Origin of the sequence: Providencia sp. PROV040 (assembly GCF_032706145.1) — a bacterium.
GTDB lineage: Bacteria > Pseudomonadota > Gammaproteobacteria > Enterobacterales > Enterobacteriaceae > Providencia > Providencia hangzhouensis.
The window spans coordinates 1-14,801 of record NZ_CP120531.1 but is presented as its reverse complement, the minus strand read 5'-3'; the positions used below and the strand labels follow the sequence as shown (position 1 = coordinate 14,801).

Genomic DNA, 14,801 nt, shown 5'->3' with positions numbered 1-14,801 from the left:
AGAAAGCCGGGGGTTAGCCCGGCCAAAAGTCAGATCTTTGGCTGTGTAAATCAACCACAAGCTCCCATTGCAAAAACAACTTTATTATTCATTCACCGGAACGGTTAAATAAAGCGATGGCCATCGTTGTAGCGCGCGATCAGTTCATCAATTTTGTCCGTCAGACCGCACATCCCAATAGCCACTTCGGTGGCATTGATCTGCATGACGCCTTCCTCATCGAAAGCGACCACTGCACGAACACGATCGAAGATCGATTCTTTACCCAATTCCACCAGCTCGTACCGGCCCGGCTCAATCAGAAGTCGCCGTAAATCCCGACTTTTTCGTTGAAGTGTTTGAGACATGAGTTATTCCTGTTAGTTGTGGCTCCCTTAGTGTGGCATAGCCCATTCCGGGAACGAAATAAGGTCATTTTTCACGTTACTTCAGGTTTTCAGGCGAATAATCCCCCTCGCAAAATTACAGTTTTCAAAATGATGTCGTGATTTTGAGAAAAAAAGGTCGTCAGTTAGCGACCGTATTTCACCGTCAATCTGTGATCACAAAGGTCGGCACTTCAGCCCCTATCGTCACGCGTTTCAAGTAAGCTTCTATCGCGGGCGTATCCAAACTTCCAGTAGAGCGTAGTTCAGCGGCCATATCCGTTAATAACGTGACGTTGTCACGCATGAACTGATTGATGATAGCGACCTGCTCGTCATGAAGGGCATTAAAGGCTGAGATGTTATTGCGCAGAGATTCGTCTTTACTGTCATCGAGCAGTAGCACATTGCCAAAGCCGTTCTGAAGGTAACGTTCTGCTTGCTCACTCCAGGAACGCATATCTTCCTGTGAGCCTTCGAATTGCTTGCCATAGACGGCTAATTCCGCTGCGGATCCTCCGAGTGCCAACAACATGCGCCAATAAAGCTGATCACGCGTGGCTCGGCCGTCAAGTACCACGTTACTTTCCATATAGCCCAGGCGCAGTGCATTCCCGCGCGCTTCACGCGCAAGGACAACCCGCATGAATTCCGGGTGCGTATTCTGAAGGGCGTACACCAGAGCATGCCCGCATTCGTGGATTGCGGTCAGTTTTAACGAGGCTTCTGATTGCCGAAGAGGTACCGACATGCGACCAGACATGGCAATCGACGTTTGCGCCTTTCGTTTCGCGGCGCATATCCGGTACAGGAAGACGGAAATATAGATACTGATCACGGTAGTAACAGCTGACTCGGGGTCATGCATAGCCCCGTCAATAATGCCGTTTATCACGTCCTGTACTTGCACCAAAAATCGGCAGGCCAAGTGAAAAACGATCCCCAGCAACACGATATCGTACAAGAGACTACGGAGGTATCCGATATAGTCGAACGTTGTCGCACGTATAAAAGTGGTGATCACTAACCAGACCACACCCAGAGGCATCGCCAGATCCAATAGGTTTACGATTAATTTTGTTGAGCCTGTCGCGGTATCGGGTGCGGGCCATGCCAAAAAGGACCAGAGGAAGAGTCCGGCCAATGTGATGAAGGAAAGGTGCTCACGAACAAAGGCGGTTGCGCGCACCCATAGCGGGATCTGCTGCTTAATCATGATTTTCCTCCCACAAATTGATGGGCCCATTGGTTTGACGATGTTGTAGTGGTCGGGTCAATACCGCAGGGTTTGTCTCGTTGAGATACCGGCCAATTTCAATCTCCGCCTTTACACCGCGAATGATGATACCGGCCAGGTGCAGCGCTTCGGGCAAATCGTAAACCGTCGGTTCGTCAATGGGGTCACCACATTGCTCTCGTCCTGCCGTGATGCATAAAGGAATTATCAGGTCGCTATCCTTTGAATGAAAATCACAGCTGAGCATGTGACTATCATCATGACGGTAAGGCCAAACATGCGCCGTCAGCGCCTGCCCTTTGGCCTGCTCACGAACATAAGCCACTATCTTTCCTGCAATGCTATGAAGGCCTGTATCGGTGAAGGTGAACCCAGAGGGAACCAGCTGACTCTTTTTAGGGGATTCCAGCGCGTCACGGGCATCGCTTTCGAGTTGGTATTGGTCCAGCATCTCGGCAACCGCCTCGAAATTCAGGACATCGCTCAGAGCCTTGTTGAGGTCACCATTATGAGCCTGACTGGTTTTCAGGTGATTTTCGGCCACCTTCACCAGCATATCAGCGGCCTGGTCGAGCAAGGTCACTACCTGCCGCATCAAGGATGTCGTTGCGGCGTTCTCCGCTTCGGGTAACACGCCTGCTTGTTGCAGCGTGTTTTTCAGGTGGTTAATCACATTTTCGTAGTACATGGAGCTATGCCTATGAGTGGTAAGAGGTTCCTCATGGTAGTGGCCTGACAGGGTATCGCGAACCTTTAAGGTCCCCGTTTTGTTGCCCTTTTCGGTACTGCAATTTTCACGTCAATGTTATGGTTTTGAAAATTCACAATGAGGACTGTTTTGATGAAGAAAATCACGCTGGCCCTGCTGGTGGGCTTAACCTGCTCAACGTCGGCGCATGCCAGTTACACGCTCCTTGATGAGACTGACACGCAAGCCTATGAAGCCCCCCACTATGATGGCGGGATCTATGGTTCTAACGCGCAGGTTAACCTGCCACCGTTGCCGAAGGCTGAAGAAAAGCCCGAGCCGGAGCCAATCCATTCAGTTGATGTGAGTGAATTCAGCGTGGCGGGGATCCGTCTGGGAATGGATTTGGATACAGCGCTTGAAGCGGCAAATCAGCATGCAGAACAACGCAATATCGGCGGTGTACGGACTCAAAATCGTGACGGCAAAGTTACGTCACTGGCCTGGGGAAATGCGAATGAAGAGGTTATCGTCCAACTGATTGATGACACTGAAGCTGCGCCAGACAAAAGCGTCGTAAAATCTATTCGTTACACCTTCAACAGCCCGGACAGTCTGGTTACTGGCGCGATTGAAAAATACGGCGAACCCAGCACTAAATCTAAGGGGAAGTTTATCTGGTGTTCCGCGAAAAGTGATGTAAGGAGTGAGTGCGATATGCACACGGCTTGGATGCAGATTGATACTTACACAGTCAGCAGCATTGGTATTTTGGATGTCGTCGATCCAGCCCTGGTAAAACGGAACAAGCCACTGCCGGAAGAAAAGGATGCCGTTTCGGCCGCTGAAGAGAAAGTCACACAAGCATTGCTTTCACCTGGCCTATAAGAAACAACCAGCCAAACGGCTGGTTGATTATCATATTAAAGGCAAGAGCCTCCAGACGTATCAATGACCTGCCCGGTTATCCAACGACTTCGTTCAGATGCCAAGAAAGAAACTACATCGGCAATATCGTTAGGTTTGCCCACGCGAGAAAACACAGAGAATTCGGACGCCATCTTTTGAGCCTGTGCCTCGTGTAACCAACCGCTGTTCATGTCAGTATCAACAACGCCTGGCGCAACGGCATTCACTGTAATACCACGAGCACCCAATTCGCTTGCAAGCGATAACGTGAGCGTATTTATCGCGCCCTTAGATGCCGCATAAATAGCTCTTTGGGGATCGGCTACTCGTGTTAACACCGTCGATACGTTGATAATGCGGCCCGCAGCATTTATATGCGGTATTGCAGCTTTCAGTAAGAAAAATGGCGCTTCAACGTTGATAGACATGACCGCACTATAAATAGCAGGGGTAGTTTCAGTGATTGAGGCAGAAGGTGCTACACCAGCACAATTAACCAGCACATCAATCCCTTGGTATCCCCGTTCTTGAATGCGAGCGAAAAATTCATTCCAAAGCAATGAAGCTTCGTGCGCTGCATCAAGTGCAAAGTCAGCCGTAAAAATATCAGCATCCACCCCAAGCTGGTGGATCTCACGAATAACAGATTGCGCAGCCACCCGGTCTTTCCCACAATGGATCCCTATGTAAGCAGCGCCCATTTTAGCCAACGTCAGCGCAATCTCACGGCCTATCCCTCTTGAGCCCCCCGTGACTAAAGCCACCTTCCCAGATAATTCTTTTTCAACGTTGTGCGTTACCATTTAAAAATCTCCGCTCAATCAGTTAACCCGAGACAGACTCGGTTTTTTACTTCCAAACGTCACGGTCTGTGCCGCGACGGCCAGAATTGCCAATACCGTTAATCCCGCACCCGTCCAAGTTGCGACGACCGGATCTTGACCAAACACATTCATCGAAAATGCACTAAACATCGTGCCTAACGTCACCCCCATCGTGATAACCGCAGTATGGACGGTTGTGACCAGATAGCCTGTGCCACCAGCTTGGGTCACTCTGGTGATCAGTGCAGGATTCATTGAAATACCGATCAGTCCAACAAGCAGCACCATTAAGAGGGTAATTGTCTTTATTTCACTGAACATGGATAGCGTAATCAGGGCTACGAGTAACAAACCATGCCCCAGGCGTAAAACTCCGACAGGATGAGCATCGGCGAACCGACCAACGATGAGGTTGCCGATCACTGTACAGATGCCATAACCCAGCAAAATGAGCGTCGTTACGTCTGAGCTAAAACCAGCGTTATCTTGCAGTAAAGGCGTGAAGAAAGAGAAAGAACCGTAAGCCGCACCGATCGTTAAAAAACTCACCAGGTAGCGAGACCACAACTTAGGTGATTTTAGGTTTTGTAGGTCTTCAACGGATTCGCTTTCAGTCGCCTTTGCCAAGTCAGGCAAGCCTATTTTGGCTAATAGACTGACAAGCAGAGCAGCGACGCCTAACAGGTAAAAACAGCTTTGCCAGTCCCACTGTGTGGCGATGAAATGGCTAAGCGGTAAGCCAATGACTGTCCCCACCATCATACCGCTAAGGACAATGGAGACGCTTCGGCCAATTTTGTCAGGTGATGGCGCGATCCTGGCTGCAAAGGTTAAGGCAAGACCAAACGTGGCACCGGACAGACACCCAGTGAGTACCCGAGCCAATGCAAGCCACCAATAGGCATGCACAACCGGCGCGATAATTTCGATGATGGCATAAGCCGCAATGATGCCTGTCAATACTGACCGTGGTGAACTACGTCTTAAAACATAAGCGATAATCGGTCCACCGATCGCCATGCCTAATGCGTAAACGGAAACCAATAAACCGACCTGGCCGGTTGTCGCATTGAGATCATTAGCAATGTTCGGCAGCATGCCTGCGGTTTGTAGTTCGCTCATCGTGACGACTAAAATTGTCATCATCAATATATAGAGATGTCGGTTCAAATTTTTTCCTCTTGGTATGATCCATATTTTGCCCCAATGAGACGGGCAACCTCTTGATTAGTGCTGGAGACCTCAGGGATTGGCCTTCCTGCACTTGCTGTGAGACCGACTTCTAAAAAGAACCTTTCGAAGCCTCCCGGCGTAAAAATGAGTAACTGTTTTGCAAAATCCTTGGTGTTGTTTCTAAAGCCGTGCATCATGCCTCTTGGCACAAAGATTAGGCTTCCGGCTTGTGCGACAAACGTGTCATCTCCAGCGGAAATATCTAGTTGCCCGTGGGTGACATAAAAAATTTCATCCTCATTAAGGTGGTTATGACGTGGAGGCCCACCGCCAGGTGGGATAGTTGCCTCTAAAATAGAGAGTTGCCCTTGAGCGGCACAGGGACCGATCAAGACCGAGTACAGATCACCATTCATCCAAACGGACTCACCGTTACCAGAAGAAATATGAAATGCCTTTTCTGACGAATGCATGGTTATCAACTCCATTGTTTATCGATTAGTAAAGAACTATACAAAAGCAACTACACCTTATTGTTTACTGAATGGTAAACAATAAGGCGAATAAATAAGGTTCACGTATAGGCTTAGATTTTTTTGACGATACCTTCCGCTGTCTGGAGTAGATAATCACGATCTGGCATAGAAATGCCCATAATTCGTAACCCGTAGTACCCGGACAAAAAAGCTTTGGCGCGGGTGCTGATATCCGTGTCGGATGTGAATTCGCCCTTCTCTACACCTTCAGCAATAACTTTTTCAATCATTGCAGCCAGGCGTAACAGATAGTGCTGGTTGATGGATTGGATTTCCGGATCTTTAAAGTTACGCTCAAGTACAGAATGTAATGCGAGACAACCTCTTGGGTTATCCTGGTCGAGGTCGATGGAAATACCCCACTGGAGCATATCGAAAAGGCGCTCTTTTGCCGGTTTGTCGGCGGAGAGAATTTCTCTTTGATAGTGAATGCCGATCTCTTGATAATGGCGCAGCGCCTTTTGATACAAACCTTGTTTGTTACCAAAGGCATGATACAAGCTGCCACGACCAAGACCAGTCACCTCACATAACGTCTGGGTGCCACTCGCTTCATAGCCGTTATTCCAGAAGACATTCATTGCGGACTCAATGACAGCTTGGTCATCGTACTCCTTTGGCCTACCACTCATATCGATCCACCTCTTTATCAATTGAGGACAGTTAACCAGTTCTTTACTGACCAGTCAATAATAATATTTTATCGGTCAGTACACAATGAGGTTGGCCTTCAAGGTCAGGAATATTGCCGGGTACTCTCCGGCAAGACGTGAGTGGGTTATTGGGTCGTTACTGTAATTTGGCCAACTCCAAAAATACGTTTTCGACCAATACCAAAGACAAATGCTTTTTCAAAGTCGGCCACAGAAGACACGACCCCAGTTGCATGGAATGTGCAGGCAGGGATATGGATCCGGTGCCCTTTTTGCATTGACGGGTCAACCTTTTTAACGACGAGGCGGTCCATTTTATTTACCCCGACATGGTGGGGCGTTAAACCTGCACGGCTCAGGCGGTATTTTACGAATTCGGGCAATTCCCCTGATGGCGGGCAGACCTCACGTTTTCGGCCGTTTAAGACTTCTCGCCGAACCGCAGCGATGGTCCCTGTGATAACGACCTCCTGTCCTTCGGAAAAATACATGCTTTTTTGTACCTCACCGGGTACGCCAATGGCTTGTGCTGTTCGCAATAAGATATGAGTATCATTACCCGTGCCAGGTTGTATGGAAAACGAATACGGGAGTTTAACCTTGCACTGTTCCTGAATGAAATAATCCAGATGCTGATGTATTCCGTACACATCACTTGAGGGGATCCTCAAGCGCAGCGCGCTTTCATAATATTTCATGCATAGTCTCGCCTGAAGCCTTAGATTGTATTACCTAAGATTTCCTCATAGTAATACGCGGCTTCCAGGTGACGAAATTAGTGAGGCAGTAACGGGAAAAGAAGTTACGAACGACTAAGGGCGGTCCGGCCAACGACCGCAGAAGTCGTACACGCCAAACTCAATGAGTTTCAATGTAGTTGCGGAAGGTTGAAAAAAAACGGGTTTTTGGGAGTCATTCTGTTCAATGTTGATGATTGCAGGCTCCGGCCAGAAGCCTGCATGTTCCTCATCGGTGTACCCGGACTGATCTTGTCTAAGCCAAGCGTCATAATCCTTGTTGTATATTTTATAGTAATTCATAGGGTGTATGAATTAGCCCCCTATTAACATTTCGATCGTTTCGCCGTGGAAAGTCCCGATCACCTCTGTTGCCAACCGGTCTTTGCTTCGCTGTATATCGCGTGGCGAATAGTTTTTTAAAGGTTTCACGTCCAGACTTTGATTCTGGATGATGATATACGGCATTAGTGCCGTTACCCCTTTGAGCGTTGGTGGTTCGCCTTCCACTTCTGCTCTAAACTGAATGTTCGCCACGGGCTGAATTTTGGCCGGTCGGCGCAGACGTAGTTTGTCTTGTGGTGTATTAGCAATCCGCTGTACCAGGTTACCGACCGGGACGGTTACGTCGCTATTGTCCAAAACGTCAGCCTGCATGTTGGCGAGCAATTTGGCCTTATCCGGGATCCGAAGCAATGATTTTCGTTGCCAGGAAAAGCGCACAGACTGTATATCCGCGTTATGCCAGGCTCTTATTTGGCGATACAAATGCAGGGTCATCACGCCAGGGCATGCATTATGCAGCGCATTGAAACGAGCATTCTGCGAACTGTAATCAGTGATGATGTGATCTTGTATTGACTGTTTGGCCGTGTTGATAGCCGTTACCAGCGCCATCACGTCCGATGTGAACTCTGGTGTTTCGTCATCATACCAAAGTACACCGGCAGTCCGGCGAGTCGATTTTTGTGACAAGCCATCTTTAATGTGCAGATCGGTGTATGAGCGTTGTGTCTGCTCAATAGCCTGGGCACCGTATAACAATGTGGGTTCAATGCGATCAACCGGTAAGTTTTCATCGCCATCAGCGACGGGCGGAATGACACAAACACGGGCATATAGCGGAGATTTCTCCGCCAGCACGCGTTTAAGCAACGCCAGATTGTCTTCCAGATGATGGAAGGTTTCTGCGATGTTCATCGTATTCAATCCCCGAAAAAGGGTAGCTTGCAAATCCCCCCGCCGAAGCAGGGGCTGTATATATGTCCATACTTTATACAATTTTCACCCACAAAGGCAAGACGTGGTTATTTTGTTTACAGGTTAGCCGAAAAAGGTTTCAGTACCCTCAGCTTTGTTTGTTAACCAGCGATGGGCATCACTGATTGTTTTCGGACGTTGTGGGCTGCGCATCAGTTCGCAGAATTCGCGGTGTAAATTGAAAGTAGCGGCCAGGCGCATTAAACCGTCAATTTCGGCGGGGCTGATCGGCCGCTCAAGTATCAGTTTTGAACTTTTAGCAGAGACGGCTCTACGTAAAGAATGGAACATGATGGCAAGGCAAAATGGCAGAACGATAAAGGGGTAGCCCTCTTTCAAACTATTCATGGAATTAAACAACAGGACAGTCGCGGCTGCGGCAAACAGCATGCTGCCAAAACTTAGCCATTTAAATAAAGGGCCTGCGTACTTAAGCATCAACAATTTCAGAAACTGTCTATCGCTGATCTGCTCTTCCTGCTTGAGTGAATATGTGGTCGAGATAACGGTAATTAGTCCCTTATCAAACTCGGCAATTGAAATCGGCGTAACCTGCTGACTGTACCAAGCATTGAACTCTTCTTTTACACCTACGTTATCGACAAGATCGGTATAAAACTGATCCTCCGGCCATTGAATTTTTTGTGCGAGATAGGCATCTGGCCCACCGGCTTTATCTAAAAAGTGGACTTTAAGTGCGTAACGGGAAATGCTGAAGAATAGGATTGCTAACAACTGGAGGATAGCGGCGATGACGCCACCATCTAACCAGTTGTTAGCCAGTAAGCTTTTGACAAGAACTGCGACACTGAGCACCTGAAGCATCACCGCGAAAGCAACAATTGACCATGCGTATCTGCCAGTAAAAGAAATGCATTTATCTATATTCAGTTTCATTTAAATCTGTCGATTTTGAATTATCGGATATAGCGTGAATGATAACCCAATTAGAATGTCATGTACGAAAAAAAGGGGACATAACGAGCCTCTTTTTTGTTGCGAGCAATGAAAGCGACTCGTTAAATTAACGCGAGCGAGTAGTGAAATAGTGATTGACCTTTGCCAACAAACACGCAAATCTAAACCAACATACGATATAGGTTCTATACATCACCGCTGCAACCCTGAAGACATTTTTTACCTCTTTTATCGTTGAAATATCCTTCCTCCCCCCCCTCTTATTTTTTCTCTTTTTCTCTCTCTTTATCTCTTCTTTTCTCACGGTCGCCATCCAAGAATAACGTGCCGATTTCAAATATAAACGCGGAACCCAGGCGGGCTCTCGTATTATCTCGGGACGGCGGGAATGAAGCTCGGACTGGGTTTTGCCCCAAGCGAAGCGCCGGGGCATAGGGTTACACCCCTTATTGTATGTTGGTTTAGTTTTTTAAGTTGGAATTTACCCTTTTCCATATATACTAATATTAAAACTAATAAGGGCATAAATATCATGCATAAGTGTATATATACTAAAGAAGAATTTGAGTCTGCCTCTAAGGAACACATACTACAAAACTTCCTAGGACCTAAATGGGTTTCTAAAGAAATAGTTTCAAACTCGGCTCAAGAGATTTTTGGAAAAGAAATTGACTTGGCTTTCTCCAAACCTTTTGAATTCATAAGAAATCAAATTGACGCCAAAACAAGTCGCGGCAGAGATGCGCCTACAATAAAAAAACTTCGTGGTGATGACTCTTCCGTTATCGACTTGCGGCCAAGAGGAAAACCTGAATACGCTGAACCCAAAATAGTCACCACCGAACTCGAAAATGGAAGGACCAGTGTTCAAGTTCTATGTGCCGATCCCAGCATGTTGCCTTGGGCTTACAAAAAATTTATTGAAATGTTTCCTAATAGCGGAGTTACACAGGAAGATTTTCTGTCTAATTACAAGCAAAAATCTGGTCTAATGAATGAATCATTCCCCGTTAATATATCATTTGGGGGGAAAGATTATTTTCGAGGTGCAATGAAAAGTGTATTCAACTTGCTAGGTATTAATGATAAGGAATTGGCACTTCAAGAAATATTCGATCCAGTGAGAAATTTTATACTTAAAGGCGTAGGTGAATCTCATGAATTTGTAAGTTGGCCCAAAGAAACAGCTTCCAGATTACCAACCCTATCAGATTTTAGCCATCTTATTGCAGTATATTCTAACGGTACATCTGTCGAAGGTTTTATGAGGCTTTATGGCTGCATTGAACATTTATTTAAACTCACAGATGAATATGACGGTGAACCTTTCTGCTATTCATTCCTTGTAGATCCTTTAAGACTCAGCTCCACTTGTGAAATAAGAAATAGTGTTGAGGTAACTACATTATCACTCCCTTCTTTCGATTCAGGAACCAACCTCCCTAATGAATCCACATGGGCGTTCTACAGAAGTGCCATTCAAAATTTTGGTATAGCAGTAAGTAAATATAATTTAACTTTGGATTTTTTAAAAAAAATCAAAGAAAAACTAAAAGAGAGTGGGATGTCAGACCAAGATTCAGCTGGCATTTGTGATGGCTTCAAACCCATTTTATTCCAGAAATTGCGAGAGATTAATGACCAAAATCAATCCGAAATATCCTCTTTTATAATAGATTACCTCGCTAGCGTTACTATGCACAAACAAATGCCGCAGGGTTAGTGCGGCATCCTTCTGGTGTTTTTTAACCCCGCTTTGGGGGAACCCCTCGCGTGGCGCGTCCCCTCTGACACGCTCGCTATTCCAGTTACGATCAGAATATCATACCGGTCGCCGATTGCATCTTTTTTAGACTATTGATTTCCTCTTTTCTAACGATATTCTCTTTTCGTACCCATATTAAAACTGGAGATAGAATGCGTTCACATAAAAGATGTCTCGGCTATGTAGCCTTAGTCGTTGATGATTATGATAAAGCCATCGAATATTACACAGACAAACTCGGTTTCACCCTCGTAGAAGACACTCCCCAGCCAGGTAAACGTTGGGTTGTTGTCACTCCACAAGTCGGTAGTGATTGCAACATATTACTCGCTCGCGCCTCCAACGACCGTCAAAGTAAGTTCGTAGGCGATCAGGCTGGTGGACGCGTATTTATGTTTTTGCAGACCGATGATTTTTGGCGTGACTACAACCGCATGAAAGAAAAAGGTGTTAAATTCACCCAAGAACCTCGTGAAGAGGAATATGGTAAGGTTGTTGTCTTCGAAGACATTTATGGCAACCGCTGGGACCTTTACGAAAACGCTTAAATATACGGAAGCCCCTTTGCCGGGGCTGACCGCTGAATGTATTACTTGCCTAATCCACAGCAACTACAGATACAGCCATAATCTCCCGCTTACACCTTCAGATTTCACGTAACGCGGTCGAAACCACCTACATCACAATACTGTCACTTAGTTTCTTCTGGGATCACTGCAAGAGGTTGGTCACTGTGAACGACTTGCCAGCATTTTGAGAACTTCAGCCGCAGCACCTGCGCCTGGCAGACCACGACGGTATCTTCGCTGTCTCGCAAAGCGACAAGTTTTTTACCCGCCAGCATCGGAGTCAGCCCACCCGATATACCCGATAAAACATGTTTACTACCGGCCAGGTTGATTACCGTGTTATTACCATCAAAGGCCCGGATCAGTGAATAGCGATAAGGCCCTTCAAAATATACCGGCTGAACCAGCTCCTGCTTCTCCCCTTCCCCCAGAGAATTAACAAAAAACTGGTCGTAGTTCATGCGTAATTTTTTCACGCCAGTCGGATCCTGATTAGCCACCGAGGACGGCACTGCAAAATTCACCTGTTGCATTTCAGCCGAAACGGCCATGCCGGAAGCAGCCAATGTCATCACGGAAACAATTACCTTGATCATGGTTTTCATATGCTCATCTCGTTTGTAAAACCCTTACGGGTGGCGGTCGCAATGCCGGTTACCCCAAGTACGATTAAATTACCTGGTTTTAGCGGTCATTTTCACTGTTTGGGCTTTGGGGGTTCCCCCCTGTCAGCCCGTGGAAACGCCAGCCTGATCATCGCCTGTAAAATCAGCGCATCAGGCCCGATTACTACAATGGCGTTTCTTCGTTTTGAGGCACAAATAACAGGCAGGAACCAGTGCCAGATTGCACCACCTCCGGCGAGCAAGCGTAGGTTTCCTTTGTAGAGGCGAAGACAGTGAACGCCCAGCCACCAGGAGGCATCTTGCCTTTTCCTGGTCTGAGCCAATCCACCTGCCCTTTCAGTTCGTATCGGCTTCCGTCATAAATAACGACGGTGTGCAGCGACTGGTCAACGGAAGTTACTTCCTCAACCAGGAATAATTCGACGGGTCCATCATGGACATGATGTTTGATTTCAGAATACGGCCGCGTTTCCACAGGGCTTGCGCCGATCTGATTAACGCGGGAGTCCTGTTGCTGATCGGACGTATCGACTGACGCATGGAGCTCTGATGTCAACATGAGCATACCAGCAAGAAGTAGGAATGGCTTTTTCAACACTTACCCCCTTTTATCGCTCCCCCACGGAGCAAAAATAGAAAGTTTGCCCCTCAGCAAACTCACTGTTTTTTGATACTGACCGACTGACGCATGATTGCCAACACATCACTGGCCGACATTTTCCATGCTTCAGCTTGACGTCGCAGTACAAACGCGCCCAGCTCTATTCGCCGAGCATGATCTAACATGAATGTCATGGTGTTCCCGGCCTCACTGATCGTCATGCCGCAACCCACAGACCCATTGTTATTTACCACAAAGCCTTTGTTTTTGTTCGCACCGTGGAACTTAGCACGCATTTCTTTTTCGAGCCCGAATAAAGTGCCGCAAAATGAGGTCAATTCATATCGGGAGAGTTGTATCGTGATTTTCTGATCCCATAACACTTCGCGCCCTTCCGACGTCATGGGTGCTATCGAGATATTCAGCGTCAAAAAACCATCTTTTCCTTCGGACTGCACGTATTGAACATCCAATGCCGTCCGTTTTTTTTCATCGCGCTGGCGATCAGAGTACAGCTTCAGCTGTTCACCAAATTGACTCATAAATCCTCCTATCACCATAGTAACTGTGGCCTGGCCTGTGACGAAACTTTCGTCTTTCTTCTTTGTAAAGTGAGTTTGAACGGGTAATTACATTGTTATTTTAAGACCGGTACGGGACATCCCACCTCACCTAAGTGAGTTTGAACGGGAAATATATACTTCGTTTCGGTGCGTTTGAACGGGAAATATAGCGTTATTGATCAAGGAATCCATCAAAAAGTGAGTTCGAATGGGTTATCGTCAGTCTGGTACCAATTTTTAACCCTACCACAAGCCCTTTCTGTTCAATTTGCCAGCGTTAAATGTCATCACACCCCCTTCTCCGCTTTTTCTCACCCGCTATAGCTCACTTTTCTACTCAGTATCCTGCTGCAACTCACTTTTCATCGGCAGCCTACCCGCTAGAACTCACTTTTTTCATCCGCTCACGATACCAAAGCCCCCGTTCAAACTCACTCTACCATTCGTTTTGTTTACTCTGGGCATAAAAAAACCGCCTTACGACGGGTCTCCGATATATTTCACTTAATCCAATGTCGGGTTCCGGTTGTGAATATGTACAACAGATTCCCGCCCGGCCTTCATAACCTCGTACTGCAAGTAGCCAATACTATTCAGTTCGCTAAGCGCATCAGTGATTTTACGATTTTGGTCAGCGACCCTACCGTTCATCATCAATCGCTCACGAAGCCGCGACATTAAGATCGGCGCTGGCTGTCGTGGTAATGCTTCGAAATAGGTATACAGCGCCTGGGCTGTTTCATTTCTCGGCAATGCCAATAACGGCTTGCGTCGTAACAAACTTAAGTGATCATTGCTATAGAGCTCCCAAAGACGCTCATCAGCCTCCAACACCACCAGATCTTCGACAACATCAAATTCCGCCTTTACCAGTAGACCGGTAACCAAAAACTTCTTGGTGCCTGGTGTCGTGAACGTGATGGTCTTTGCCCTGATACGTGTTAATGAGTCGGCTATCTCCTTACGCAATTTCGAATCTAGCCGCTTCGATGGATACCCGCAGAACTGCGAGAACTCGCTGAACTTCACCTTAATCTTATTGCCATGCATAGCATCAGGACTGGCGCTAAACGCATGAATAATCCCAAGCCAACATCGGAAATCAATGAAATAGTTAAGCTGTGGACCGGTGATCACCACATTGGTGTAACCCTCACTGCGAGCGTACTCCAGACGGCTAAGCGATTCACTCGCATCCAACGGTTTGCCCGCTTTCCCTTTCGATCGGATATTCGGTGTGAACACGCCAAGCCGCAATAACGAGACGGGTTGAACACTTGAATTGTTTGTTATTGTGAGTTTCCTGTGTGACGAATTTTCGTCAGCAGGTATCGCATCCTTGAATAACAGGATGTTATTACTGCAATTTTGGTGCAT

At 46.9% G+C, this 14,801-nt stretch carries 17 protein-coding genes; 3 read left to right on the top strand and 14 right to left on the bottom strand.

All coding sequences use genetic code 11. From position 1 onward, the window contains the following. Positions 1-104: 104 nt before the first annotated feature. The 3 genes from P3L40_RS22500 to P3L40_RS22490 form a co-directional block, all read right to left on the bottom strand. The gene (locus P3L40_RS22500) at positions 105-347 is read right to left on the bottom strand and encodes a hypothetical protein (RefSeq protein ID WP_136135238.1); all 243 of its coding nucleotides are present in this window, start codon (positions 345-347) and stop codon (positions 105-107) included. A 184-nt stretch (positions 348-531) separates the two neighbouring features. Next, positions 532-1,581 carry a hypothetical protein gene (locus P3L40_RS22495; protein ID WP_168697686.1) on the bottom strand — a complete coding sequence of 350 codons (1,050 nt, stop codon included), beginning with the start codon at positions 1,579-1,581 and terminating at the stop codon, positions 532-534. Next, complete coding sequence (locus tag P3L40_RS22490; RefSeq protein ID WP_131680283.1) at positions 1,574-2,290, bottom strand: hypothetical protein; 717 nt, start codon at positions 2,288-2,290, stop codon at positions 1,574-1,576. The genes P3L40_RS22495 and P3L40_RS22490 overlap by 8 nt, the downstream gene beginning before the upstream one ends. A 153-nt stretch (positions 2,291-2,443) precedes the next feature. On the opposite strand from P3L40_RS22490, the gene P3L40_RS22485 reads away from it, so the two are divergent. Next, complete coding sequence (locus tag P3L40_RS22485) at positions 2,444-3,178, top strand: hypothetical protein (protein WP_131680282.1); 735 nt, start codon at positions 2,444-2,446, stop codon at positions 3,176-3,178. A gap of 35 nt (positions 3,179-3,213) precedes the next feature. Here the strand turns inward: P3L40_RS22485 and P3L40_RS22480 are convergent, their stop codons facing one another. From P3L40_RS22480 to P3L40_RS22450, 7 genes are all read right to left on the bottom strand, one after another. Beyond that, positions 3,214-4,002 carry an SDR family NAD(P)-dependent oxidoreductase gene (locus tag P3L40_RS22480; protein WP_131680281.1) on the bottom strand — a complete coding sequence of 263 codons (789 nt, stop codon included), beginning with the start codon at positions 4,000-4,002 and terminating at the stop codon, positions 3,214-3,216. Between the two features lie 18 nt (positions 4,003-4,020). After that, positions 4,021-5,193: an MFS transporter gene (locus P3L40_RS22475; RefSeq protein ID WP_131680280.1), complete on the bottom strand. Its 1,173-nt coding sequence runs from the start codon at positions 5,191-5,193 to the stop codon at positions 4,021-4,023. Next, positions 5,190-5,669 carry a cupin domain-containing protein gene (locus P3L40_RS22470; protein ID WP_168697685.1) on the bottom strand — a complete coding sequence of 160 codons (480 nt, stop codon included), beginning with the start codon at positions 5,667-5,669 and terminating at the stop codon, positions 5,190-5,192. The genes P3L40_RS22475 and P3L40_RS22470 overlap by 4 nt, the downstream gene beginning before the upstream one ends. Before the next feature lie 113 nt (positions 5,670-5,782). Further along, positions 5,783-6,364 (bottom strand): TetR/AcrR family transcriptional regulator, encoded by a 582-nt coding sequence (locus P3L40_RS22465; RefSeq protein WP_131680278.1) that lies wholly within the window; start codon positions 6,362-6,364, stop codon positions 5,783-5,785. A 146-nt stretch (positions 6,365-6,510) separates the two neighbouring features. Continuing rightward, entirely contained in the window at positions 6,511-7,035 is a 525-nt protein-coding gene (locus tag P3L40_RS22460; RefSeq protein ID WP_165568262.1) for a type I-E CRISPR-associated protein Cas6/Cse3/CasE, read from the bottom strand. A gap of 402 nt (positions 7,036-7,437) precedes the next feature. Continuing rightward, positions 7,438-8,322 carry a DNA replication terminus site-binding protein gene (locus P3L40_RS22455; protein WP_131680276.1) on the bottom strand — a complete coding sequence of 295 codons (885 nt, stop codon included), beginning with the start codon at positions 8,320-8,322 and terminating at the stop codon, positions 7,438-7,440. Between the two features lie 123 nt (positions 8,323-8,445). Continuing rightward, the gene (locus P3L40_RS22450; RefSeq protein ID WP_136135236.1) at positions 8,446-9,279 is read right to left on the bottom strand and encodes a hypothetical protein; all 834 of its coding nucleotides are present in this window, start codon (positions 9,277-9,279) and stop codon (positions 8,446-8,448) included. A 409-nt stretch (positions 9,280-9,688) separates the two neighbouring features. Here P3L40_RS22450 and P3L40_RS22445 point away from each other — a divergent pair, with 409 nt between their 5' ends. Then, positions 9,689-11,023, top strand: a complete 1,335-nt coding sequence (locus P3L40_RS22445; protein ID WP_136135235.1) for an HNH endonuclease — start codon at positions 9,689-9,691, stop codon at positions 11,021-11,023. Between the two features lie 194 nt (positions 11,024-11,217). Then, positions 11,218-11,613 carry a VOC family protein gene (locus P3L40_RS22440; protein WP_131680273.1) on the top strand — a complete coding sequence of 132 codons (396 nt, stop codon included), beginning with the start codon at positions 11,218-11,220 and terminating at the stop codon, positions 11,611-11,613. 143 nt (positions 11,614-11,756) lie between these two features. On the opposite strand, the gene P3L40_RS22435 is transcribed toward P3L40_RS22440, so the two are convergent. The 4 genes from P3L40_RS22435 to P3L40_RS25180 all read right to left on the bottom strand — a co-directional run bounded on the left by P3L40_RS22435 (position 11,757) and on the right by P3L40_RS25180 (position 14,474). Beyond that, the gene (locus tag P3L40_RS22435) at positions 11,757-12,239 is read right to left on the bottom strand and encodes a hypothetical protein (RefSeq protein ID WP_131680272.1); all 483 of its coding nucleotides are present in this window, start codon (positions 12,237-12,239) and stop codon (positions 11,757-11,759) included. 184 nt (positions 12,240-12,423) lie between these two features. Further along, complete coding sequence (locus P3L40_RS22430; RefSeq protein ID WP_131680271.1) at positions 12,424-12,855, bottom strand: hypothetical protein; 432 nt, start codon at positions 12,853-12,855, stop codon at positions 12,424-12,426. A gap of 62 nt (positions 12,856-12,917) precedes the next feature. Beyond that, positions 12,918-13,403, bottom strand: coding sequence for a hypothetical protein (locus tag P3L40_RS22425; protein ID WP_131680270.1), 486 nt, complete (start codon positions 13,401-13,403; stop codon positions 12,918-12,920). A 525-nt stretch (positions 13,404-13,928) separates the two neighbouring features. After that, positions 13,929-14,474, bottom strand: coding sequence for a RepB family plasmid replication initiator protein (locus P3L40_RS25180; RefSeq protein WP_410482073.1), 546 nt, complete (start codon positions 14,472-14,474; stop codon positions 13,929-13,931). Positions 14,475-14,801: the final 327 nt, after the last annotated feature.

What these genes read in the sequence shown, in the direction of transcription:
- P3L40_RS22500 (WP_136135238.1), bottom strand. Translation starts at nt 347, where the DNA reads ATGTCTCAAACACTTCAACGAAAAAGTCGGGATTTACGGCGACTTCTG.
- P3L40_RS22495 (WP_168697686.1), bottom strand. Translation starts at nt 1,581, where the DNA reads ATGATTAAGCAGCAGATCCCGCTATGGGTGCGCGCAACCGCCTTTGTT.
- P3L40_RS22490 (WP_131680283.1), bottom strand. Translation starts at nt 2,290, where the DNA reads ATGTACTACGAAAATGTGATTAACCACCTGAAAAACACGCTGCAACAA.
- P3L40_RS22485 (WP_131680282.1), top strand. Translation starts at nt 2,444, where the DNA reads ATGAAGAAAATCACGCTGGCCCTGCTGGTGGGCTTAACCTGCTCAACG.
- P3L40_RS22480 (WP_131680281.1), bottom strand. Translation starts at nt 4,002, where the DNA reads ATGGTAACGCACAACGTTGAAAAAGAATTATCTGGGAAGGTGGCTTTA.
- P3L40_RS22470 (WP_168697685.1), bottom strand. Translation starts at nt 5,669, where the DNA reads ATGCATTCGTCAGAAAAGGCATTTCATATTTCTTCTGGTAACGGTGAG.
- P3L40_RS22465 (WP_131680278.1), bottom strand. Translation starts at nt 6,364, where the DNA reads ATGAGTGGTAGGCCAAAGGAGTACGATGACCAAGCTGTCATTGAGTCC.
- P3L40_RS22455 (WP_131680276.1), bottom strand. Translation starts at nt 8,322, where the DNA reads ATGAACATCGCAGAAACCTTCCATCATCTGGAAGACAATCTGGCGTTG.
- P3L40_RS22450 (WP_136135236.1), bottom strand. Translation starts at nt 9,279, where the DNA reads ATGAAACTGAATATAGATAAATGCATTTCTTTTACTGGCAGATACGCA.
- P3L40_RS22445 (WP_136135235.1), top strand. Translation starts at nt 9,689, where the DNA reads ATGAAGCTCGGACTGGGTTTTGCCCCAAGCGAAGCGCCGGGGCATAGG.
- P3L40_RS22440 (WP_131680273.1), top strand. Translation starts at nt 11,218, where the DNA reads ATGCGTTCACATAAAAGATGTCTCGGCTATGTAGCCTTAGTCGTTGAT.
- P3L40_RS22435 (WP_131680272.1), bottom strand. Translation starts at nt 12,239, where the DNA reads ATGAAAACCATGATCAAGGTAATTGTTTCCGTGATGACATTGGCTGCT.
- P3L40_RS22425 (WP_131680270.1), bottom strand. Translation starts at nt 13,403, where the DNA reads ATGAGTCAATTTGGTGAACAGCTGAAGCTGTACTCTGATCGCCAGCGC.
- P3L40_RS25180 (WP_410482073.1), bottom strand. Translation starts at nt 14,474, where the DNA reads ATGCATGGCAATAAGATTAAGGTGAAGTTCAGCGAGTTCTCGCAGTTC.